The 24233-nt window shown below is 48.1% G+C and carries 16 protein-coding genes; 9 read left to right on the top strand and 7 right to left on the bottom strand.

Annotation, left to right across the window (positions count from 1 at the left end):
* Window positions 1-563 precede the first annotated feature (563 nt).
* Window positions 564-15986, top strand: coding sequence for a LamG-like jellyroll fold domain-containing protein (locus tag KBY68_RS01695; RefSeq protein ID WP_255095837.1), 15423 nt, complete (start codon window positions 564-566; stop codon window positions 15984-15986).
* Window positions 15987-16247: 261 nt separating this feature from the next.
* On the opposite strand, the gene KBY68_RS01690 is transcribed toward KBY68_RS01695, so the two are convergent.
* The 4 genes from KBY68_RS01690 to KBY68_RS01675 form a co-directional block, all read right to left on the bottom strand.
* Entirely contained in the window at window positions 16248-16448 is a 201-nt protein-coding gene (locus KBY68_RS01690; RefSeq protein ID WP_255095683.1) for a hypothetical protein, read from the bottom strand.
* Window positions 16449-16834: 386 nt separating this feature from the next.
* A complete protein-coding gene (locus KBY68_RS01685; RefSeq protein ID WP_255095682.1) occupies window positions 16835-17077 on the bottom strand; it encodes a hypothetical protein in 243 nt (80 codons plus the stop codon).
* Window positions 17078-17539: 462 nt separating this feature from the next.
* A complete protein-coding gene (locus KBY68_RS01680; protein ID WP_255095681.1) occupies window positions 17540-17881 on the bottom strand; it encodes a type II toxin-antitoxin system VapC family toxin in 342 nt (113 codons plus the stop codon).
* Window positions 17878-18117 carry a type II toxin-antitoxin system Phd/YefM family antitoxin gene (locus tag KBY68_RS01675; protein WP_255095680.1) on the bottom strand — a complete coding sequence of 80 codons (240 nt, stop codon included), beginning with the start codon at window positions 18115-18117 and terminating at the stop codon, window positions 17878-17880. Before KBY68_RS01675 ends, KBY68_RS01680 begins: the two co-directional genes overlap by 4 nt.
* Before the next feature lie 142 nt (window positions 18118-18259).
* On the opposite strand from KBY68_RS01675, the gene KBY68_RS01670 reads away from it, so the two are divergent.
* The 6 genes from KBY68_RS01670 to KBY68_RS01645 all read left to right on the top strand — a co-directional run bounded on the left by KBY68_RS01670 (window position 18260) and on the right by KBY68_RS01645 (window position 21883).
* On the top strand, window positions 18260-18553 hold the full coding sequence (locus tag KBY68_RS01670) for a type II toxin-antitoxin system Phd/YefM family antitoxin (RefSeq protein ID WP_255095679.1): 294 nt from the start codon (window positions 18260-18262) through the stop codon (window positions 18551-18553).
* 4 nt (window positions 18554-18557) lie between these two features.
* Window positions 18558-18983 (top strand): type II toxin-antitoxin system VapC family toxin, encoded by a 426-nt coding sequence (locus tag KBY68_RS01665; RefSeq protein ID WP_255095678.1) that lies wholly within the window; start codon window positions 18558-18560, stop codon window positions 18981-18983.
* 117 nt (window positions 18984-19100) lie between these two features.
* Window positions 19101-19841: a dienelactone hydrolase family protein gene (locus KBY68_RS01660; protein ID WP_255095677.1), complete on the top strand. Its 741-nt coding sequence runs from the start codon at window positions 19101-19103 to the stop codon at window positions 19839-19841.
* An 80-nt stretch (window positions 19842-19921) separates the two neighbouring features.
* Window positions 19922-20389: an arsenate-mycothiol transferase ArsC gene (locus KBY68_RS01655; protein WP_255095676.1), complete on the top strand. Its 468-nt coding sequence runs from the start codon at window positions 19922-19924 to the stop codon at window positions 20387-20389.
* Between the two features lie 672 nt (window positions 20390-21061).
* Entirely contained in the window at window positions 21062-21580 is a 519-nt protein-coding gene (locus tag KBY68_RS01650) for a hypothetical protein (RefSeq protein WP_255095675.1), read from the top strand.
* A 51-nt stretch (window positions 21581-21631) separates the two neighbouring features.
* The gene (locus KBY68_RS01645) at window positions 21632-21883 is read left to right on the top strand and encodes a nucleotidyltransferase family protein (RefSeq protein WP_241537248.1); all 252 of its coding nucleotides are present in this window, start codon (window positions 21632-21634) and stop codon (window positions 21881-21883) included.
* 138 nt (window positions 21884-22021) lie between these two features.
* On the opposite strand, the gene KBY68_RS01640 is transcribed toward KBY68_RS01645, so the two are convergent.
* Window positions 22022-22717 carry a pirin family protein gene (locus KBY68_RS01640; RefSeq protein WP_106500890.1) on the bottom strand — a complete coding sequence of 232 codons (696 nt, stop codon included), beginning with the start codon at window positions 22715-22717 and terminating at the stop codon, window positions 22022-22024.
* A gap of 174 nt (window positions 22718-22891) precedes the next feature.
* Between KBY68_RS01640 and KBY68_RS01635 the strand changes: the two genes are divergently transcribed.
* Both KBY68_RS01635 and KBY68_RS01630 read left to right on the top strand, forming a co-directional pair.
* The gene (locus KBY68_RS01635; protein WP_255095836.1) at window positions 22892-23134 is read left to right on the top strand and encodes an AbrB/MazE/SpoVT family DNA-binding domain-containing protein; all 243 of its coding nucleotides are present in this window, start codon (window positions 22892-22894) and stop codon (window positions 23132-23134) included.
* Window positions 23122-23463 (top strand): type II toxin-antitoxin system PemK/MazF family toxin, encoded by a 342-nt coding sequence (locus KBY68_RS01630; RefSeq protein ID WP_315855637.1) that lies wholly within the window; start codon window positions 23122-23124, stop codon window positions 23461-23463. Before KBY68_RS01635 ends, KBY68_RS01630 begins: the two co-directional genes overlap by 13 nt.
* 163 nt (window positions 23464-23626) lie before the next feature.
* On the opposite strand, the gene KBY68_RS01625 is transcribed toward KBY68_RS01630, so the two are convergent.
* Window positions 23627-23839, bottom strand: coding sequence for a Nif11 family protein (locus KBY68_RS01625; RefSeq protein ID WP_255095673.1), 213 nt, complete (start codon window positions 23837-23839; stop codon window positions 23627-23629).
* Between the two features lie 57 nt (window positions 23840-23896).
* Complete coding sequence (locus KBY68_RS01620; RefSeq protein ID WP_255095672.1) at window positions 23897-24196, bottom strand: hypothetical protein; 300 nt, start codon at window positions 24194-24196, stop codon at window positions 23897-23899.
* Window positions 24197-24233: the final 37 nt, after the last annotated feature.

Below are 24233 nucleotides of genomic sequence, written 5' to 3'. Positions count from 1 at the left end.
AAGCAAGAATAGATTGCCATTAAATAACCATAAATCAGCATAAGGTGGCTTATTGATAATTACTCTGAATTCACCAAGTATAAAACTTGCGGAGCACTGCAAATTTTACGCCCTCGCTGCCCAGAGATTTATAGACCATGGTCGATTGCCGGAAGTGAGCGAAACGAAGAGAATGTCCATAACTGTATTTTCATGAAATGGCACCAACTGTTTATTGGGGTAATGGCCACTACTACGAGTATGTTACTGACCAATTGTGGTGGGGTAGTGCTGAATATTACGCAGGAATTCGGACCCATCAGGGATTGACGGGATACCTAGCCACAGTCAGAAGTGCAGAAGAAAACGAGTTTATTTGGAAGAGGTCGAATAATAATGCCCAAATATCAGGCGATGCCTATTTGGGAGGTCAGTATGTTAACAATAAGAACACATGGTCATGGAAAACAGGGCCTGATGCAGGCATTTGGTTTTGGGAAAATAATGCAGCGGTACCAGGTCAATACAACAACAGGCAAAATAGTGGCTGGAATGGTGATAACGGATCGGCAGATTCCTTGGCAATGTGGAGAAGCGATGGTAAATGGGATGATACTAACAATAAAAAAAATTACATCACTGAATATGGCTGGTCTGGCCCCCAGTTCACCGTTGGGCTCACGGGCACACCCATCAATGGAATCGAAAATAGCAACGCGGCAAGATTCACAATCACAGCCAATAAATATGTTCCGAATGACTACTACGATGTCAGAAATACAGACGGAAATACCAACGCCCTAATCAATATTCCCCTCACCTTTGGCGGCACAGCCACCCTCGGTGTTGATTACACAGTGAGCTATAGCAATAGCCTCGGAGGCAATGGCTCGAATGCCTACATCAAAGATGGCAGCTCTGTGGATGTCATCATCACAGCGATTAATGATTCTATCTGGGAAAGCACGAAGGATGTAACGATAACCATCAGCGATAATGACACAAACAATGATACCTATGCAATTGCCGCAGGCGCAACTACCTTCCAACGGGCAATTTTTAGCGATGATGAGCCCGTGCTCACCATGGGCAATTCCCTGCGTAAGTCGATCTATTTTCCCTATAACGATTCAGCTGTTTCCCTAGATAATTTAACGGCTGCCTACAGCACCTTTGACGCTTCTATCAATGAGTATAACGACAACTTTGCGGCTGAAGGCTTAATCGATAATTTTGCAATTCGCTGGCAGGGCTATGTCAAAATTGAAACCACAGGCCAATACATTTTCACTCCCCGGGGTGATGATGGCTTGCGCCTCAAGGTGAATGGCAGCCAGGTCATTAATCAATGGCAGGTTCAGGGAGCTACCTCGTTTAGTTCAGCTCCAATCCAACTCACTGCCGGCAGCTGGGTTCCGCTGCAACTGGATTATTACCAAGGAAATGGTGGCAAAGAAGCCAGCCTCTCTTGGACCCGGCCCAACCCCAATGGCGGTGCAGCGATCACCGAACTGATTCCCTCCAGTTCCTTTGCTCCCTACTTGCCAACCCAACTAACCGGTAGCGTTTCAGAAGGCCCCAATGGCGGCGCCGATACGATCGCCCAAGGATTCACGATTTATTCCAATAAGAATATCAACAATACCCTGGATGTGAAGGTTGCAGCTGCCTCCACAGGTGGAGCTAGCTACAGCTCCCAATCCGCTCAGATGGCCACGTTTAATAATGCCAGTAGAAGTGCCCTTCAGCTCAACGGCTCCACCTATCTCAACGTTGGCAACCCAAGCAAACTCCAACTCACCGCAGGAACCGTCGAAGCCTGGATCAAAACCAGTAATGCCGGCTCAGGCGACCGCTTAATATTTACAAAAAACGGGAGTTTCGAACTAAAACTAATAGACAATAAGCTAACCCTCTACAACTTTGGGACAAGCTTACATACAATCATCCAGCCAGATCTCTATATTAATGATAATCGTTGGCACCATGTGGCCCTTGCCTTTGGCAGTGGCACGGCTAGCGTTTATGTGGATGGTAAGCAGGTTGGTAGTAATAGCTATACATACAGCAGTCCAAATCCGACCGCTAACAACGTAACTATTGGTGGTTGGAATGGCTATAGCCAACCAACAAACGCGGCTATCGATGAGGTGAGAATTTGGAATCGAAAGCTAACTGGCGATGAGATCAAGAACTACAACACCTATCCCATAGATCAAGGCAACCTCCCCTCAGGCCTAGTGGCCTATTTCCCCATGGATGAGGGCTCGGGTTCCACTGTTTTTGATAAAACAGCCAACCCAACTAATGCCAGCATTATCGGCACGGCAAACTGGGCTGGACCGGTTCAATCTTCGGCAAATAATCAAGGCTTTGCCCAGCTCGGCGGATCGACCAGCCGTGTTGGCGACAACTACAAGTTGTTTGGCAATCAAAGCGATGCCAACAACAATGCCAACCCCCAAGGCGGAACTGGCATCAGCACGGTCAGTATCACCACAGCAGCGCAAAGCGGTCAAAACTTTCTGGCGCTCAATGGAAGTAACCAATACGCGACCTTGCCGCAACAATCTCTCGGTGGCCCCCTAACTATTGAGTCGTGGGTGAAGCTCAATAGCTATTCTAATTGGGCGAGGATTATCGATTTTGGCAATGGAGCCGGAAATCAGAATATCTTTTTAGGACAATTTGAAAACTCTGGTAGAGCAATTTTTCAAGTTTTCGATGGGAGCGGTAACACTTTAGTTAATCTTCAATCAACGACCCAAATTACCCTGGGTGAATGGACCCACGTTGCCGCAACAATAGACCCACAAAAAAACGTCAAACTTTACATGAATGGTGCGGTTGTTGGCACGTCGGTTGCGAGCAGTTTGCCCACCACAATGCAAAGAACCAACAACTATGTTGGACGGAGTAACTGGGGAGGTGATGCCTATCTTAATGGCTCAATCGATGAACTAAGAATTTATAACACGGCCCGAAGTGCCGACACTATTAGCAATGATCGCTACAACACTGTTAATCCTGGTGATTCCACACTTGTTTATGCCTATAGCTTTAATAGTGCGTCGAGCAATCAATCACCCAGCAGCCTCACAGGTGCTAGCGGCGCAAGCTTAGTGAATGGGGCCAGCATTAGCTCTAGTGCGGCTGTTGATGGTAGCCCAGCGGCCAATAATCTCTGGCTGCGTGTATTAGGTGATCCCTATGCAAAACCAAATCAGCAAATTCAACTTGATCTCGTTGATAATGCCTATGGCATTACAACAGACGGTTACACAGTTGTTGGCAGCCCCAATTCCCTAACAATTAACGATAGCGCTCCGGTAGTGTCGATCCTCAGTAAAGTGGATCCCACAGAAGGCAGCTTGGGCTACGTTAATCTTAGCTTTGATAAGCCCGTAACATCAGCAGCGGGCATAAAAATAAAATACACATTGAGTGGCAATGCCACAGCGGGTCAAGACTATCTCTACCCAACTGCAAGGCTAAATACCGATCCAAATTCAGCCAATTACCAAGCCCAGAATATCGTCTATTTTGCAGCGGGATCTACCGGAGGGCGGATCTATATTCCAGGCGTGCAAGATGCTGTGGCGGAAGGCCTTGAGAGCATTCAACTCACTCTTGTCGATAACATTGAAACCAACAGCAATGCCTTCACCTATACGGGCTATAGCGTTGCCGCAAACGCCTCCCAAACAACTCTAAATCTCAAAGACTCGGGCTATTACGCATCAGGAGTTGCCATCACTGCCCAAGGTAAAACAGGCACGGCCGCCCTGCGTTTCAATGGCAGTGCAGATCGGCTGCGCACCAGCATCAGCGAGGCAGCAACAAGCACGAGCCGTGAGATCGTCTTTCGCACCACCAGTGCCAATGGTGGCCTCTACCAATTAGATGTAAACGCCACAAATAACTACCTAGGTCTCTATCTTCAAAATGGCAACCTAGTTTCAAAGCTTGGCGCTAATAGCTTGCTTACCACAACCAATAGCAATTATGCCGATGGCAATTGGCATCGGGTGCTGGTCACGGTGGGGAGTAATGGCGGCCATTGCCTCTATGTGGATGGTCGATTGGTTGCCTCTAGTAGCACTCAAACCAGTGCAACCGGTGGACCATTCACCTCCTCCTTCGTGGGCTACAACGGCAATGGAGGCTCTACTGGCTCCTATTTCAATGGTGATATCCGCAGCCTACGCAATTGGGATCAGGAATTAACCTCTAACCATGCCACTGGTTTACCAACAACTCTACCGGCAGCTACAAACTGGCTCGACTTCAACAGCAATCGGATCGTTGATTACACCGCAGCAACCGGATCGCTCGCGTCGGCCCTAACCCTGGAAGGCAGCCTGCAAACGGTCACCACAACCCAGGTGCGGGCAACGTCTAATAACACGGCTGCGCTGCAACTAAAACTCACCAGCCAACCAACCGATGCGGTGACGATGGTGATTACGGCTACTAATGCCTCCGTTGCTTCCGGGGCATCGCTCACGTTCACGGCGAGCAACTGGGATACAGCCCAAACAGTAAATCTCACAGGAATTTCTAGCAGCCAACTGGCCACAATCACTGCCAGCGCCAGCTCCAGCGATAGCAACTACAACCGTAGTTCAACATTAACGGTGCTGCCCTTTGGCTGGTCTGGCAGCCAGCAACTCGACCTGGTTGAAGGAGGCCCCGTTGTGGCAATCGTGCCGATTGCTTCGATTTCGGCCACAAACAATAGCGTTGAGGGCCCAACTAAGGCCGACAAATCTGGTTTTGATATCGTATTCACTGATCCGGTATCAGCTGGCGGCGGTGAGCTGCTTTTCACCCTGAATCAGGGGTTAACAGGTAACGGTATTGCCAAGGTGGAATCAAAGGCATCCGGCGCCCTGCTATCAGGCGGAATCCTCAAGCTCGATAGCTCAGCCAATGGCTATGCCACATTACCCTCAAAATCGATTGGCGGGGCTCTAACTATTGAGTCGTGGGTGAAGCTCAATAGCTACACGAATTGGTCGCGTATTATCGATTTTGGCAATGGAGCCGGAAATCATAATATCCTTTTAGGTCAATTAGCATCCACAGGTAGACTAGTTTTTCATGTTTACGACGGTAGTGGCAATCGGATAGTAAATCTGGAACCACTAACGCAAATTCCTCTGAATGAATGGACCCACGTTGCCGCAACAATAGACCCACAAAAAAACGTTAAACTTTATATGAATGGTGCCGTTATTGGCACAACGGTTGCCAGCAGTTTGCCCACCACAATGCAAAGAACCAACAACTATGTTGGTCGCAGTAACTGGGGAGGTGATAACGCCTATCTTAATGGCTCCCTTTCCGATCTAAGGGTGTACAGCGGTGCCCGCACTGCAGAACAAATCAATCAAGATCGCTACTCGGCAGTAGATGCTTCAGACATCAGCCTCACCTATGCCTATACCTTCAATAACACTGCTAACAGCTCGCTCGCTGGATCTGGTAATGGCGCCCCAACACTCTTCGGCGGTGCCTCGCTTATATCAGGCGCAGATATTCATATCAACGTAGACCATACCTATCGCCCCTTAAATTTTAATGGTATCAATAACCAATATCTTGATCTGCCCAATAAAACGATCGGTGGAGACTTAAGCATTGAAGCCTGGGTCAACCTCAGTGCCTACGCCAGCAACGGCACAATTGTGGATATTGGTTCTGGTTCCACAACCGACAACATCAGCCTGGGATTCGATGGAACCACCGGCAGTCCCGTCTTCAGGATCTTCAATGGCTCAACTAAAATCCTAGAGCTAAAGGCTAATACAAGCTATGTTCCCATCAATCAGTGGAGCCATGTTGCAGCTACCATCGATAACAATAGGCTGGCAACTCTATATATCAACGGTGTTGCTGTAGGTTCGGCAACGGCAAGTGCTGCCGCGTCTTCCCTGCTGCGCAACGAAACACGTATTGGCAATACAGTGGCCTCCTCAGCGCCATTAAACGGCTCCCTGCGTGACATCAATATTTACGACGTTTGCCGCAGCTCGGCTCAAATCAAAGAAGATCTCTACACTAGCCCTAGCCAATCTCTCTCCACAGGTAATAATCCAAACCTTTTATGGAGCTATGCCCTAAATAATTCTACAACCAGTCGGTTCAGCTCAACATCAACTGGCGAAATGCTCGTTAATGGTAATTTTGCCACCACGCCAATTTACGGCCTCATGCTTGAGGAAGGCGCGCAATCAACCAGCATCGCCCTCACCTCAGTAGACAACAGCATCGCCCAGGGGGATCGTACTGTTCAGATCAATGTATTGCCATCAGCGGGCTACGGCATTTCCACAACGTCAACCTCCACCTTCACCCTTAGTGACAATGATAGTGCAGGACTGGATCTAGCAATTTTAGTTAACAATCAAACAGTTTCAAATAGCGATGCAACATGGAGCCCCCTGAGCGATGGCAACTATAAAATAACAGTTTCAGAAGCCGACCGCCAAGGAACGTCTATCACCACGCGCCACACCATTGGTGTGCGCCTTAAGAGTCAACCCCTGGCAACGGTGCTAGTACAAACTCCTGCGAGCACAAGCACGGCGATTGATGTGTACAACGCCGGCACCACAACACCCTTCTCAGGGCTGACCTTCACCCCCGGGGATTGGTCTACCTACAAGATGATTGATATTGTTGGGCGGGATGACGGCCAAGCTGCAGGTGATCGTACAACTAATTTAAGTTTTAGCCTGGCCAATAGCAGTGATACCACCTATCAAACAATCACGAGCGCTGTAGATGTTCTCACGAGCAATGCTGATACCTTAGTAATAAATAGCGGCATGGCCGCCGAACCAGACAGCACAGGTACCGTTGCCTTCCTGAGCACAACTGCAGGGGGCTCGATTGGAGAACTGGGCTCCTTAGTGCTGGATGGCAGCAGCACTGGCTATGCCACGTTACCGGCAAAAGCGATTGGCGGGGCTCTCACGATTGAAGCGTGGGTAAACGTTAAGCAATACACAAATTGGGCAAGTATTTTAGACCTTGGTAATGGGGCAGGTGTATCCCAAATCATTCTCATGCTGCATGGGGATACGGGCAAGCCAAGATTTATGCTTCAAGACGCAGCTGGGAATAGCCTGTTAGATGTGATATCAAGCGTGCCATTACAACTCAATGAATGGTCGCATGTATCCGCCACAATTGATGATAATAAGTTGGCCACTATCTATGTTAATGGTGTATCAGTCGCCACTGGCACCGCCTCAGCCCTACCACAAAACTTGACCCGTTCAAATAATTATATTGGGAAGGCTAACAAAACTTGGCATGATAATTTAAATGGATCAATTCGGGATTTAAGACTTTATAGCGGTTCAAGAACTCAAAGCCAGATAATCGCCGATAGCCAATCCGCCGTTAATCCAGCAGACGCAAACCTCACCTATGCCTACGGCTTCAATGGCACCGCGAATAGTTCCCGTACGGGGGATGCGGCGGCCACCCAATTCTCGGGTGCAAGCCTGCGGGGTGAAGGATCTAGCGGGCTCAACTTTAGTGGCTCAACTGCACAATACGCCTCACTGACTCCCAAAACCTTAGGCGGCCCACTCACAATGGAGGCCTGGGTAAATGTGAAGCAATACACCAACTGGCCAAGCATTATTGATCTTGGTAATGGAGTGGGCGTAAATCAAATCATTCTGATGCTGCATGAGGCCACAGGCAAGCCGAGATTTTTGATTCAAGATGCAGCCGGGAACAATGTATTAGATGTGATATCAAGCGTGCCATTACAACTCAATCAATGGGCCCATGTTGCCGCCACCATTGACTCAAATAAGCTTGCCACAATCTATGTGAACGGGGTTTCTGTTGCCACCGGCACTGCTACAACATTGCCGGAAACCCTTAGCCGTTCGAGCAATTTGCTTGGTAAAGCAAGTAGGAGCTGGCATGATAATTTTAATGGCACTATTCGAGATGTACGGGTTTATTCAGCAGCCCGTAGTGTTGAGCAAATTAACGCAGATCGTTTCAATGCCATCAGCGCTGACGATACCTTGGTGTATGGCTACGAATTAAAAGATTCAGCCACCAGTGCCACCAATTCCAGCGAAGTGGCCACCGTAGTGGGCAGCAGCTTTGGTGCCAGTAGCGGTAATACGGGCAGTCAAAATTTCACGGTGTCGCTGAAGCAAGCCAGATCAACCGATACCCAAGTGTATTTTCAGCTCGATGGCAGCAGCAAAGAGCGCGTAGGTAGTGACCTCATCATCAATGAATCCTCACGTTCAACAGCAAAGGGCCTTAATGAATTTATCTTTGACAATTACATCCAGCAAACATCTAGCGACCAGCTGCAAGCGTCATCCTTTAGCCGCAGACAGGTAGACAACAATGGCATCAATGAAACCTACGCAAGCACCTACGCAAATGCAAGCTCACCCCTAAAGTATGCATTACGCTGGACGGGTTTTGTTTATATTCCAACCGACGGCTATTACGCCTTTAAGAGCAAGTCTGATAGTGGCGTTCGCCTCACAATTAACAACCAATTGCTGATTGATCGCTGGCACAGTGTGGCCACTTCAACCTCCAATCCTTCAACAACTTATATCGCTGACGAGCTCTATCTAAAAGCAGGCACCTATGTGCCTATTGTTTATGATTATTTCGATTCTAATACAGCTTCCACCAACACAAGCATCGCCCAATTGTGGTGGCAACGGCCCAATCCTTCGGGAGTGGGCACAACCGATGAGTTGATCCCTGCCAATCACTTCAGTGTGAATGGGCTCGATTCGGTGTTGATTCCAGCTAATAGCACCAGCGCCAGCTTCAACGTTAATACAGTTGATAACATCGTTGCTCAGAAAATTGAGCAGCTAAACTTTTCCCTGCTGTCTAATCCGGGCATCAAAATTAAAGCCGGAACGTACACACAAACAGGCGGCCAAACCACCATTAAGCTCAAACTCGATGGTGCCTATCAAGATTCCCTAGCCCTAAGCAGCGGCACCACCCTTGATTTCTGCGTAGACGATGGACAATCAATTGGCAGCGTAGTTAACAGCCTTACCCTAACCTCCGATGTCACCCTCTTTAATGGCTTCGAGGTAGGTGTTACCGGCACCCATGCCAATGCCAATGCATTCACAACGTCGATGGCGGCCGCCTATCGGCCCGTTACCTACCGACCCAATCTGAATGTTGTTGCCACCAGTGATTTCACCAATACGGGACTAACGCGGCAACTATTTGCTGGTTACACCGACCTAACCAGAGGCCTCTATGCCCTAGTCCCAACAGCAACAGCAACTGATAGTAATGGCATCAATGAGACAGATGCCAGCTTTGCACCACTAACATCAACAGATAATTTTGCGGCCCGCTGGACTGGCTACATCAAAATTCCCAGCACAGGCAGCTATAGCTTTCGCACAGTAACCGACAAGGGAGTTCGTTTATATATTGATGGTCAGGCTTTGATCAACCAATGGACTGCATCGTCCCAAGGAACATTTGATTCAACCAGTCAAAGTTATACCCAAGGACAGCTTGTTGCGGTCACCATGGATTACTTCACAACAACTGGAGCATCCACAGCCCAATTGCAATGGAGCTATGGCGGTGTCAATAATCAAGTGATTCCTGCATCAGCATTCAGTCAGCTCGGTGGCTCGATTGGCTTGAGACTGAATGAAAGCGATACATCCCTCACCCGGAGCCTTAAAGCTGGCGATTCATTGCAGTTCTCAAATGGCACCAGCCTCAGAGTTAACTCCGATGTCACCCTCTCAACTACAGCCACAGCGGTGAGTGCCTCAATATCAGCAATCACACCCGAAGCAACCGTATCAAGCGGTGAAACCCTATCGCTCACTGCAGCACCAGCGGCCCAGCTTACAGTTATTGATAATGACCGTGCAGGATTTCGGATTACGAGCGATTCGGCTGGCCTCCAATCTGTGCTCGCCACTGATACCTTCTCCATCAATGAAGCCGATAGCAATGGCGCTGGCCTCACCCGCTACCTAGCCCTCACAACCCAACCAACCAAAACGGTCACGGTTTATCTCGAATCCGCCGCCACGAACCATGCCCTGTTGAAGGGCGGATCCAGCAGCCAAGCCCAGAAACGAATCCCCCTAACCTTTACGCCAAGTAATTGGTATACGCCACAGGCGTTCTCCGTGATTCCCCAACGGGATCAAATTGCCACTGGCAATGTCAATGTCGGCATCTTCGCCACCGCTACATCTGATGATTTGTTTTACAATAATTTGAGGCCGGGAACCAATGGAAAAGTATTTAATATCAGCAAGGTTGATATGGACGTGCCGGCTATTATCACTTCAGCAGTGAGTGTGGCCACGGGGCAAGGCAGTAATAGCAATGGCTCCTTCACCGTATCTTTGAGCACCAAACCAACGGCAAATGTTAACGTAACCCTGAATCCAACCGATGGTCAGTTTACTGTTAACAACGCCAGTATCAATAACGATCAAGTGTTGGTGTTCACGCCAACCAATTGGAATATCCCCCAACAGGTTCAGGTGCAAGCCGTTGCAAACAACATTGTTCAAGATACAACCATTAGCCATCTGCAACTTAAATCAAGCAGTAGCGATGCAAACTACACGAATTTAACAACTCCAGATGTGAGTGTATTGATCACCCACAACACCCTGCCAACGGTTCGCTTAGAGCTCGTTGCACTCAGCGAAGCAACCGCTGAAAATGGTAAACCGGCCAGTTGGCGTCTTGTTTCGAATGCACCGGTTCCCACCTCTTGGGGATCCACAGGTTTAGTGGTGGGATATGGCGTTACCAATGTGCTTAGTAGTGCCAATCTCGATGGCAACTCTACGGAGTCTGTGTCAATCAATACCTTGGTTCAAGGTCTCAACAGCAGTGGCACGATTCGCATTGCCCCGGGCCAAACCACCAGTAACGCTTTCATCATGCCAATCGACGACTTTACTGTTGATGGTGTGGATAAGACGTTCCAACTGAATCTCCAAACTGGCAGTGGCTACACCCTCGATCCGAGCGCATCTACTGCCACGATCACCATTAAGGACGATGACGTAGCCGGCATCATGATTGTGCAGGCGGGCGAGCGCACCATGGCCGTGGAGAGAGCAACGGCCTCCCAATTCCAGGTTTGTTTGCTGAGCCAACCAACTAGCACGGTCACGATTCAACTGTCAGACATCAGTACTGTTGCAGCGGGTCAGAGCGGCACACCGATTAGGCAGTTGACAGTAAACAACCCAACGCTCACATTCACTAAAGACAATTGGAATGTGCTGCAGGTTGTCAATATTGCCGCCAATGACGACAACATCATTGAAGATGGCACTGGTACCCGCCTCAATACGGGGATCCATACAGGCCAGATTCAATATGCCTTCACTAGTAATGATAGTAATTACTCCTCTGCGGGCAAAGCCGCCAACCATTTCACCAACACCACCCAAGCCATTGATATCCTCGATCGCCCCCTGGATCCAGCTACCTACCAGGGCCTCGATCAGGCCCTAACGGCCTTAATGGATGGCCTCAATGCGCTGAGCTTGCCGATGGTGGGCAACCTAGAGGGCAAAGTGGGCTTGGGCTTTAATAAGTTTCTCGATAAGCTGATTGATTCGATCCGCACCGCTCCGCAGCTAACCAGCAAAAAACTTGAAAAACTTTTAATGGATTCAATTGGCGTTGATATTGACGTAGCTATGACAATGAATTCTGAAGGCCTTGCTATTACCTTTGGAATTGATGATCAATACGACCTTTATTCAATACCCCTCGCTGCAGATTTTGGCATCCCAGCCTTAGGCTTTCAAACCAATGGGGCAATCGATGGCACCTTTGACTACTCAGCCGTCCTTGCCATGGGCATTGATATCAACAATGGCTTCTACTTAGACACTGACAATACAACCTTTACAGCCAATTACAGTACTGGTCTTTCGGAAGACTTTAGCCTTACTGGTGGTCTGGGTTACTTGCAACTCGATGCGGTGAACAAGCCGAGCCCCCATACCGCTAGCAATGGTGCTCATGTAGATGGGTTGACTGACGAGAGCACGGGGATGAATGCGAATTTCACCCTTACGCTTAGCTCGCCCTATGAAGACAACGAAGCCCGGCCCTTCACTGACGCTTCCAAGGTTGATGTTCCCAAGCTACTTAGCACAGATTTCAGCGACCTATTTGAGTATTCATTTACTGGCAATGCGGCCCTTTCTCTAGGGGTGACAACGTCTGCTGGCGGAAGCTCGGTGATTCCTTCCTTTAGCTTTGATCTCTCAAGCATCATGCCCCTGTTTGATTATACAAATAAGCCAGATGAGCCAGAGCAACCTAATCAACAGGAGGAAGAAAGCAATATCTTTTTTGATAATATTGAATTAGATATGGGAAGCTTTGTGACCGGCTTTATACGCCCGTCAATCGCCGCAATTGATGGAATTTTAAAGCCAATCTATCCAATTATTAACGCGCTGTATGCGGATACCTACGTTTTTTCAAAGCTTGGCATTGCTGGTGTTTTTGATGATAACAATGATGGTAAAGCAAGCACGATTGAACTGGCGCAATTCACTGCTAACTTAATTGCCAAGCTGAGTCCTGGTAATCCAAAAGCCCTCGAATTAGTTCAAAGCATTGAGGATACAATTGCATTCTGCGACACCCTAAAAGGCGTGATAGACCTCATGGGTGAATTGAATAGTATGTCTAAGGATGAATCATTCACCATCGATTTTGGCAGCTATACATTGCCAAACTTCAAGGCATCATCTAACAATCCAGCCGATTCTACTAGCAGCAAAACTGTAGACAATCAAGCGGGCACACTCGCATCTAGCCAATCCACAAGTGCTGCTGCTAGCAGCAAAACTGGTAGGGGGGCCAAACTCAGCAAAGCTTTCAATGATCTCAAAGATCTTGGCTTTAGTATTCCCTTAATAGAAAATCCCGCTAATATAATTAAATTGTTATTTGGTCAAAACGTAGATCTATTTACTTGGCAACTGCCCGATACCGGTCTGTCTTCAAGTGTGGAGAAAGTGTTCCCGATCTATGGGGCCCTTTATGGCGTGATGAGGGGGGGCTATGGAATGTCTACCGACCTCAGTTTTGGCTTTGATACGGCTGGCATTCAGCAATGGTCAAGGGATGGTTTCAAACTCCAGGATAGTTACAAAGCCTTGGATGGCTTCTATATTGCCACCGGTAGTCCGCAATTAACTTTTGAAGCCCTCATGGAAGCCGGCCTTGGAGTTGGGGGCAATGGTATCCGAGCTGATATTACTGGTGGTCTTTTAGGCACTGCCGAATTCGAATTACTAGATCCAGGTGGGGTGTCGGGTACGTCTGATGGCAAACTGCGTGGATCAGAAATTGCTGCCAATATCACTACCCCGCTAAATCTGTTCCAATTGACGGGGCAAATTGCCGCCGTTCTTAATACCACAGTGCAGGTTGGAATTGACGCTGGCGCATATACATACTGGGCTACGGTTTGGAGACAACGCCTTGCCACAATCCCAATTTTCAAATTTGGAATTGGTGGCTCCTACGGCAGTGGCCAGGCCTCTAACAGCTACCTGCAAGGATCAACAGTTTTCTTTGATGCTAATTTCAATGGCATTATTGATCCCGGTGAACCCACTGCCATCACCTCGCAAGAGGATGGCAGCTATTCACTAGAAATAGATAATCGCACCTTTGACACCAATCAAAACGGCACTATAGATTCAAAAGAAGGCATGCTAGTGGTTTATGGCGGTGTTGATTCCGTTTCCCAGGCATCAATTAAAACACCTTTTATTGCACCCTATGGGGCGATGGTTACCCCCCTAACTTCGCTCTATGCCTATAGTTTGATCATTGCGAAGGATAAGCCTGGCTTTAGTGAAGATGCCCTGAAGGCCAAAATTCAACAATTCTTCTTGCTAGGAAACTATGATTTCCTCAATCGTGATCCCGAGGGTGATTTACTCCAGGCTGAATCAGCAGATGGGAACACATCTTTCTTCCTAACTCCTGAGCAAAAGGTTACAGCTGAGAACGCCTATATGGCTCATATTAAGCTGCACTTAGCAGCCTATTATCTTGAAACCCTGGGTGAGAATGTTCTTCCAAATATCTTCCCCAATGATTTGCCCAATAAGCTTAGGCTAAACAAGGAGCTCTATTCCCAAATTATTGCTTTCATTGAAGCATCGGATGCTCAAGACCCAACTGGCTCCAAACTATCTATTTCAACCGTTAACGGTATTTTCCCGGCGATTGCCGATGGCATGATTGCCTATATCAGCCAAGCAACTACTGATCAGCGGAGTATCGCTATTTTCAAGTCCTTATTTGCAAATATAGCTAGCCGAAGCACACTCGCTTTTAATGAACTAGACGAAATTTCCAAAGCATATAATGGCAAAGAGTTTTTTGACAAAATAAATGAAATTAAAGCCAAAATATTTAATGGAATTACCAGTGAAATGGAAAGCACTGTTAATTTCTATCAGTCCATTCCTGGTACCCCCACCATGTCTAATGGTGCCAGGATTGATCCTAGTAATCCCATCTCATTCAAGCCATCAAATGCCATAGCACCCGATCCCACGATTACTAAAACGAATGTAAAACTAAATGATACAATGATTGATTTTACTGCCATCTTAGATGGAATTGGTAAGCGCACATCCCTAGGCCTAAATCTCAAGGTCGTTGGCGACTCACTGCTATCCAAGTTGGATCCAAATAGAACTGGTATCCAAGTTCCTAACAAGCAGTTGGCATATTTTGCCATCGATGCTGCCGGCAATACAACACCATTTACCTATAGCCCAAATAATGATGTGGGGGCTCGCTTCTATGATCTTAATGGCTTTGGAATGCCAGATTTCGTGCACCTTTCCTATGTTGATGGTGGTCCTGGTGATATGGATGGAGTTAAGGATGGCAAAATTTCTGACCCGTCTTCTGCTGCGGTTGTTGATTCAACGCCAAGTTTGCATCTACTGGGTACGAAAGCATTACAAATTGGCGACTTGTCTATTAATGTGCCCACCGCTCTTTTTATATCACTCACTTTAAAATCAAACTCATCAGATCTAAATCACGTGGGCTATTTAGTACTAAATCAAGATGAAGACCCCACTTCCGTTACCCTAGGAGATCTATTAAACAAGGGCCAGATTCTCTTCAGCTCCCTGGGTAAATCATCGAGCCTCCCAATGGGGGAAACATTATTTAGCCGTAATCTTCAGATTACAAATAATCAGAAACTCCTTTGCTTTGAAACTAAGGGGGCAACTCTCCAAGATCTGGCCCTAGGTAAATCCAGCTTGGCTGAGTTGGGTAGCCAGTTCCAATTCCTTACATGGAATACACAAGAAGGCAGCAAAATCGCCAACGTGAATTCCACTAGTGGCATCTCCATTGAACTCAACCTCAATAACTCAGCCCCGGGTTTGAATGCCCTAATTTCCAGCGACCAATCCTTTGCCCCAGTCTTAAATACAACAGCATTAGCTGGTGCTCAACTAACTGGTTCTTTAACTTACAATCGTGAAGCTAATTATGATTCTACTGTTGGCTTCTACCAGGTGCTAGATCAAAATGGTTCACTATTTGATTCAATAACTGGCCAAACTCTGGATCCAACAAATCTCCGAGCCACTGACCAAGCTCGCTATCGGGAACTTGCATTAAGTGATGCCAATAGGGCAACCTCTCTGGCAGGAATTGCTACAACCAATGGCCAATTAGCCCAGAAAGACTTCAGCTTGACTGCTGGTTCCTTTTACGCCCCATTTGCAGTTGTTGCCAACACTGAGCAAACCTACTTCGCCTTTGCAGCGGTTAACACCGATGGGGTTAACCATTTCAAGATGATGGGTTCCAATACCTTTGGTTTGGAAGACCTGCATGGCGGCGGTGATCGGGATTATAATGATCTACTCGTGGGTATTAATTTTAAAAATTACGTGCCTGTCTAAATACTTCGTTCCAATACGTTTTTACAGGTTTCTGCATACTCAGGCGATATTAAATGAATCGCAGGCCCGTTAATAAGATCCCTTGCTGCTGTTGAGGAAGTGATGGCAAACGTAGCTAACTGTTGTTGGCCCTCTGGTGTAAGCGTTCGGATACCAGTTCGGAGATCGGTGTTAAGTCAGCAGCTCAGTCAGCGGGCGGTGGAGAAGCATCTGGCAGTCTCTAGCCAATGCGTGGGGGGATAGTTGAAGAAATTAAATCCATTAGGAATCAATTTCAGTTGAATCTTTCTGTATTCGACGTTCCACCTGCAGAAATACAATCCATGCCACACCAGCGCTTATTCCACTAGTCCAATGATTGCGAAATAGTTCTACAAAGGTGATTGTGCTAGCACCAATCCTCAGCCCACGCAGTAAAAAACGGCCGAGCTTTTCTGTATTGAGTTGCGAGGCATTGAACACAAGCGGCTTTTTGGCTAGTGATTAATAGAATTCTGCATCAGATAACGCGATAAATTCAATGATTTTGATATTCTTATTTTTTTATTGCAATTCCAGGTCAATGGCCCCCAGGGCACCCCGTTTTTTCTACTGGCGCCCAAAAATCGGCTTGGATATATTGCTCAACCGTTGATATCTATAATATGTTATGCGATTGGCTCGATTGCCAAGATTTTAATTCTAAATTAATTGCTACTTTCTTGCGAGGAGATGCAAAGCTAAAAAATGATTTCTGCGTATGTTAGAAAATAAAAAAGCATTCGAAGTTGTGGCTGGTATGAAATCACTCAATTTTCCTGGTTAAACCAAATTGCACTTTAGAAATACTTCAGCGGTAAATATCCCTATCAGGCTGCCGATGGCCGGCGTTGCTTTGTGGCATACAGCGCCGACCCACCAGCAACAATCACCAGCCCACTACCGATTGCAAGGAATACCAAAGTTTGCAACAACAAGAAAGCGATGCCAATTGCAGATCCAGCTGCTATCTGCACCCTGGCTTTGATCAGCAGGGTGAGTAGCACTACAACGGAGGATTTAAGGGCCAGCACCTTGGCAGCAGTTAGTGCGCAGAAGGGATTTAGAAGCATGGGGTGATTGATTGGGTATCCATACTGGCTAATTGTTGGGCTCACTGCGCTGCCAATTAGTGGCAATGGCAATCAACAAGCCTGATACGGATTCAGCAGCCGCACTCCGCAGCTGGCGAAGTTATCGCCATCAAGGTGGAGCAACCGATCGCTGTAGGTCTGCAAAACCTCAGCTAGCCACTGCTCTAGTCGCTCTGCTTGCGGTTTATCCCCACGGTGGCTGTCAGGAAATATGACGTCTCTGCCACTGATTAGGCAGCCTTTACAAACCTAGCCGTTTGAGCGATGAAATCGTCAGCTGGGGGGTTATCCACATCAAATAAAGTTGTTTCTAGTAACACAATTAAGAGTTAGTTTTTCAAATAGCTATCACAACCACGTGATTGCTCTTTTGCATAAAGAATTTAAATTTCATGCCAAACTTTTCAAAACCTACCCCTTCTGTAATCCCAGGCCCACCGCTTACCCCAGCACGATCACCGTGGCGCCATAGCTCCGCAGCTGGTTGTTCATGGTTAGCAGCAGCATCGGTTCAACCAAGCTCTGGCACACCAGCAAGCGATCAAAGGGATCCCTGTGGACGCCATCCGTCTCCAGATCCCCAACCGCCAGCAAGTGGGCGTTGCTGATCGGCAGCCAACGGAAGCCCTGCAGTGGCACTTGACGCTCTAATTCAGGCAAATCCACCTGCAGGCGGCCGATCGACACCTTGATCGCCATCTCCCACAGCGAGGCCTGGCTAACGAACACCTCCGCCTCCGGCACTTGCACCCGTTCGACCACTGCCTGCGGCAGCCGTGTCACTGCAGCGCCTCAAATAACCCATCCAGGGGCGCATTGAATTCATCGGCCAGCGCGATCTGGCCGCGCATCGCCCCAGGTGCTGCAACCGGCCGGGCCGGAGCCTGCCAGGCCACCAGCCGCGCAATCGGCACGCCCGAGCGGGCGATCACCACCTCTTGCCCCTGCTCCACCTCCTGCAGTAGCTGGGAGAGATGGGTCTTGGCCTGGTGCACGTTCACCAGATGCTGGTCGACCATGGGACAGCGCATTGAACTAAGTCTTAGTTTGGTCTGCAGAGTCGCCCGTCGCCATCCTCCGGACCGATCGCCGCACCGTGGTGGGAGGAGAAGCGTGAATAGCAAAATCCGACCTAGTGTGGTCGCAGCGGCGGGGTCAGGCATGGCAGATGTGGTCGCAAGTCAGGTGTCGGTGCGGGATCTCAAAACCCACCTCTCCGAATGGCTGGCCCGTGCCCAGTCCGGTGAGGTGGTGGAAGTCACCTCATATCGCAAACCCATCGCCCGCATCACCGCTGTGAAGCCAGCAGACTCAGGGATAACCAGCCCGCTGCAAAAAGCGATTGATGTGGGCCTGATCAGTTGGAACGGTGAGAAGCCCAACTTGCCCCCTCCCGTGAAGCTGCGGGGGCAAGTGAAGTTGCTCAGCGAAATCGTGATTGAGGATCGGGGTTGAGCTGATGATCCTTTTTTGTGACACCAGCGCCCTGATGAAGTTGCTGGTTGATGAAGCCCAATCAGATCAGATGCGGCAGATCAGCACCACTGTTGATGCCATCGGGGTCTGCCGTATCAGTTGGGCCGAAACAATGGCTGCCCTTGCTCGCCTCCAACGGGAAGACCCGGTTTGCAATGAAGATCTCGAACAGGCTCGGCAGCACCTGATCCAATCCTGGAAGACCTTTGCCATTGTTGAAGTGAGTCAGCCATTGGTGGAAACGGCTGGGCGCTTTGCCGAAGTCTTTGCCCTTCGCGGCTACGACAGCGTGCAGCTCGCCGCAGCCCATGAGCTCCATGTCAACGCTGAACAGACCGTTCTCTTCGCTTGTTTCGACCGTCGACTCAACCAAGCGGCCCAGCTCCTTCAGCTTGAGGTGTTGCCATGACAATCAGGGCTGATACACAGAGGGGGTGATATCACCCGATGCATGTATTCAGCGACACCTTCAGTGCAGCAATGAAGCTTTTTTATCTATTGATACTTATAAACTTGAGACAAAAAGATGCAGATCCTGCGCAACACAATCGGCTTAACCGTTGACGGTAGTTTGATGCGCCTGCATGTGGCCAGGCCGAGGCTGGAGGGTCGTTGGCCTGGAATCCTCTTCTACTCCGACATTTATCAGTTAGGGGATCCGATCAAGCGATTAGCTGATCGCCTTGCTGGCTACGGCTACGTGGTGGCTGCACCAGAAATCTTTCATCGCCTTGAACCGATCGGATCGGTCATAGAGCCGGATGGCATAGGTCGCTTGCGGGGCAACAACAATGCCAGCAGAACCCTTGTATCTGATTACGACTCAGATTCTGCAGCCGTTCTCTCTTGGCTTGCTGCAGATCCCGGGGTTGATCAAGGGTGCCTGGGTGCCATCGGCTTCTGCATCGGCGGCCATCTCGCTTTCCGCGCTGCGCTAAGGCCGGAGGTTAAGTGCACTGCATGTGTGTACCCAACCGGTTTACAAGACGGCAAAGTTGGCCAGGGAATCGCTGATTCACTGCAGCGAGCCAGTTACATCCGAGGTGCCTTGCTCACGATCTTCGGCAGCCTTGATCCGCATGTTCCCTCCGAGGCACGTGAAACAATTTTGGCGACCCTGGCAGCTTTGCCGGATCTTCGCCATCGCACGCTTCTCTATGAAGCCAATCACACCTTTATGCGCGATGACGGTGAGCGCTGGGATCCCGAGTGTGCTGATCAAGCCTGGGCCCAACTGATCCAGTTTCTCCGTCAAGAGATAGGCTGAAACGTGCTGGTGATCGTTAAATTGCATTCATTAATGCGAGTACCGTCCATACTGCTAGAGAGTTTATCTTGAACAAGATTATGTATAACGTTCTGTTTCTGTGCACAGGTAATTATTTCCGCAGTCGTTTCGCTGAGTACTGGTTTAATCGATGTATCAACTTGAGTTCTTTGCAAGGTAAGTGCATTTCAGCTTCTGCAGGACTAAACGTGTTTGCTGGTAATAGCAATGTTGGCCCGATGGCTGCAGAAGCGATTGCTGCCCTTCGTGATCGCGGTCTTGACCTTGATTTTGCCGCACTACCACTGCCTCGTCAGGCGACAGAGGAGATCTTCCGGAGCGCAGATCTGATTGTGGCCGTTGATGCCCATGCCCACCAACCAATGGTTCGCGACAAATTTCCTGAGTGGGAGTTAAAAATTCAATTTTGGGAGATCAAGGATCTGGGAGAGGGTGGTTTGGCTCACGACCCTATTTCTTTGCTTGAAACTGCCGTTGAGGATCTGGTTGAGCAACTTGTTGCGCGTTTATCTACAGCGAATACATGAGATAGATCTGTGCAGTTGCAAAAACATCATTCGGCAACTGCTGGCGCAGGGCCTAACCCAGTTGGCCAGCAGCACCTTCACCCCATCACCTTCCTTGCTATTGAGTAATCAAGTATTTTTATTCCTCAGATCGCCGCGAGCTGGTAATGAGCAACGAACATAACAGTCAGGTATCCAGAGGTGGGTGCCATCCATTTGTTAATTCCTTACGGACACACCAATATTCATAACGTTTTTAAGATGTTCTACCTGAGGAATCAAGTGCTGCCCAAGCAAATACTCGAGCACTCAGGTGGGCACCACGAGGCTTGGGAAGTGCTCAAGGATCTTGGTCTGCGTGTTTCAAGTGCCATCGGATCTCAATTTTAATTAACTTAGTCATAAACTAAGGCAATCAGAAACCTTCGCAGTTGTTACCGAAGGATCCTGGTTGTGATGTAAATACTCGGGCAAAACGGTTGGCTAACTGAGCTTGCTAAGCCCTCTGCATTTCGTATCTCTAACGGCGTTCGGCGATCCATTCATCGGGTTCTTGGCGGGGCTGTTCCCTGTTCCTATGGGAATAAATCCAAATTCATTCCACCCAAAACCTAGGAAGAGTATAAACAATTAATACAGCTTAATGCAATCAATAATAGCCTCATTAAGGTAATAATTAATTGATCAAAAAAAGTGAAAAGAGCAAAATATTTTATTCTTGCTTCTGCATTTTTAGGTTTTGCCATTACTGGCAACATATCACATGCTCAAGATGCAGCTCTAACCAAGTGCATGAAAACTTATCTTGACCTTAAAGTATCACCAGATATGGCATTGAGTGAATGCCGTAAAATGAGCATGATGGATTGCGTTAAATCTCTAGCAGGCACTCCATACGTTGCATTTTCTATAAAGGAAGAAGATGGAAAGTTTTTAGTTGATGTTGGCAATGAAACAAGTAGATGGATGGAAGGAAAAACTTGGGACCAGATTGGGTGTTCAGCTTTTCAAAAAGGTCCTTACAGAAGACAAAGCGATAAATATGCAGGTATGTTTGGATCAGGAGAGCGATCCTATGAGTGGTTTAGGCAAGCATGGTGTGCTAAATCTCAGGTGCAACTGGAACAGCCATATAGTTTAGAAGAAGCTAAATTAAGATGTGAACTCGGTGTAGAGATTGCACCAAAAATGGTTACACCAAAGCCTAATTAGAAAGTTTATTGGATAGCTAAGTATCCAGAGCTGGATGCCTTAAAACCGCAGGTGCTTGCAGTAGCAACACGCCATGGCGCATCCAACCTGAGGATCTATGGATCGATCGCCACGGGACGGGAGCACCCTGCCAGCGACCTCGATTTGCTGGTTGACCTGGCTGCAGAGCAGTCACTGCTGGGGTTGATTGGTTTGCGCCAAGACCTCGAGGACTTACTGGGCTATTCGGTGGATGTCACCGAAGTGGAAACACTGCATTCGCTCATTCGCAAGCAGATCCTGGATCAGGCATTGAAACTTTGAATAAAGATCTTCTATACCTCGAAAGCATTCGCGACTGCTTGGAACGCATGCTTTTAACGCAATAATCACTGGAGCTATACCAGCCAAGTGGACATGAATTACCTGCATCCTCTAGTTAAATACAAATAAATATGGCATCTAATTGATCTCAAAAAGCAATACATCTGCCCCTTGCTCGCCAGCCTCTGCCTGTGGAAGATCTTCAGGATAGCTAAAACCTATACCATCCCCTTTGTTTAATAACCAAGGAATCTGCAGAGTGCCATCAATCATCTGCATCCAAATCTTTTTCTCGCCATCGATGCGTGTTGGCCAATCAATTTTTTGCTGAGAAACAAGCTTGTTTCGCCACAGCCTAACATTTTGATTTATAGCCATTGTGTCATGATTTTTATTGGGATCTAAAATACATGTCCATCCGCCGGAATAATCAAATAGTTTTTGCTCATAACTTGGTGGTGTTCCTTTTGTCTCTGGCACTATCCAAATCTGCAACAATCGACAAGAAGTATCAGATGCATTCTGCTCGCTATGGACCAAACCTCTTCCTGCACTCATTCTCTGCACTTCACCTGGGCGTAGCTGCTCGGTATTGCCCATGGAATCACTGTGCTGTAGCTCACCCTCAACCATGATGGTTATTATCTCCATATCTCGATGAGGATGCATGCCAAAGCCTCTTCTAGGGGAGACCGTATCGTCATTAATCACTAGTAGGGGACCGAAACCAACCCACTTTGGATCAAAGTGATTCCCAAATGAAAACGAATGCCAACTATCAAGCCAATCAATTTGAGTGTGAAATCTTTCTGAGGCTGGACGAATGACTGGCATTATGTTAGCCAAGAAATGAGGTAACGATAAGCGGATGTTTATGTGTCATCCGCCCTAATTGTAAATTATAGTGTAATAGATTCAGTAACAAATAGAAGCCGAGAAGCCAGAGTTGGGAGATGCGCGGAAGTCGCGTGCGAGGCTACAATGTGAGTACGTTTGAAGGCCGTGGCCATGGTTCGAGCGAAGCTGGTCAAAATCGGCAACTCGAGAGGGGTCCGTCTCGCCAAGCCGATGCTTGAGGTTGCGGGGCTGGCTGACGAAGTCGAGATCGAGGTAGCTCCAGGGGTTTTAACCATTAGGCCGTTGGCTCAACCGAGGGCTGGCTGGGCAGAGGCGGCGGCAGCGTTCCAGTCGGAGGGACTTATCGATGAGATGACCGCTACTCGGTTTGATGATGAAGAGTGGTCCTGGTGACTGAAGAACACGTCTCAAGAGGCGATATCTTCCTTGTTGCGTTGAATCCAACTCGCGGATCTGAAATCAGAAAGACGAGGCCTTGTGTCATCGTTTCGCCGGACGATCTGAATTCTCACCTACGCACTTTCATCGTTGCGCCGCTCACAACTGGCGGTCATCCATATCCTTTTCGAGTGCGTTGCACGTTTGATGGTAAAGACGGTCATGTTGTTGCTGATCAGCTGAGAGCTGTTGATAGGGAACGTCTCGTCAAGCATTTGGGGAGACTGTCGGACACTGCGCTCAATGAGCTGCTGGGTGTTCTTCAGGCGATGTTCGCTGTATAGAGGCTTGCTTCGGCCAGGTGATGGCAAGCGTTAGAGAATTTTAATGTCATCAAGTTAAATAAAATGTGGCCCTAACTTTTCATGAAGATTGTTAGGCAACTCTTTATTCTGAATTTACTTGAGCATTGATATCTTTGAATTCAGCCCTAAGTCAATAAAATTGCTAATAACTCAAACGTACAACATGATTTTGTTGTTTATGTTCTTTTTGATCAGCAAGCCTTGCTTGCACTAGATCAACCCGGGTGATGCGATAACCAAGCCTTCTTGCCGCTAGCACTAGTTCTGGATTAATACGGCAATGACGTAATGCCCGGGCAAGCTGGGGTTCCTTTTCAGCATCATCAACTAAACGCTCCAGCTCAAACCAGCTCATCTGTACTAGATCGGGCTTATAGTATCGCAAAGGAATCAGCATCACTCAAGCCTCTTTTTACCGGAACCCACGCCTATTAATTGGTCCACCAAGATTTACACCCGACTCAATTGCTGGAATACCAGGTGCTCCAATTGGATTGCCAATTGCGCCAAATCCAAGGTCATCAGCATTCCCATAACCAGGTTCTGCTGCTGCTGGAATACCAGGTGCGCCAACTGGATTTCCCATCACCCCATAACCAGGAGCACCTGCAGCAGGAATACCAGGAGCACCAACACGCCTTAATTGCGCATCAGCAGCAAGGGGCGCAATAAATAAAGCAGCACAACTGCTTAATATCGCAAAAGTTCTCATTTTGATTACAATCAACATAAACATATTCTAGGCGATT

Origin of the sequence: Synechococcus lacustris Maggiore-St4-Slac (assembly GCF_024345595.1) — a bacterium.
Taxonomy (GTDB): domain Bacteria; phylum Cyanobacteriota; class Cyanobacteriia; order PCC-6307; family Cyanobiaceae; genus Synechococcus_D; species Synechococcus_D lacustris.
This window is presented reverse-complemented; position numbering and strand designations above follow the sequence as displayed.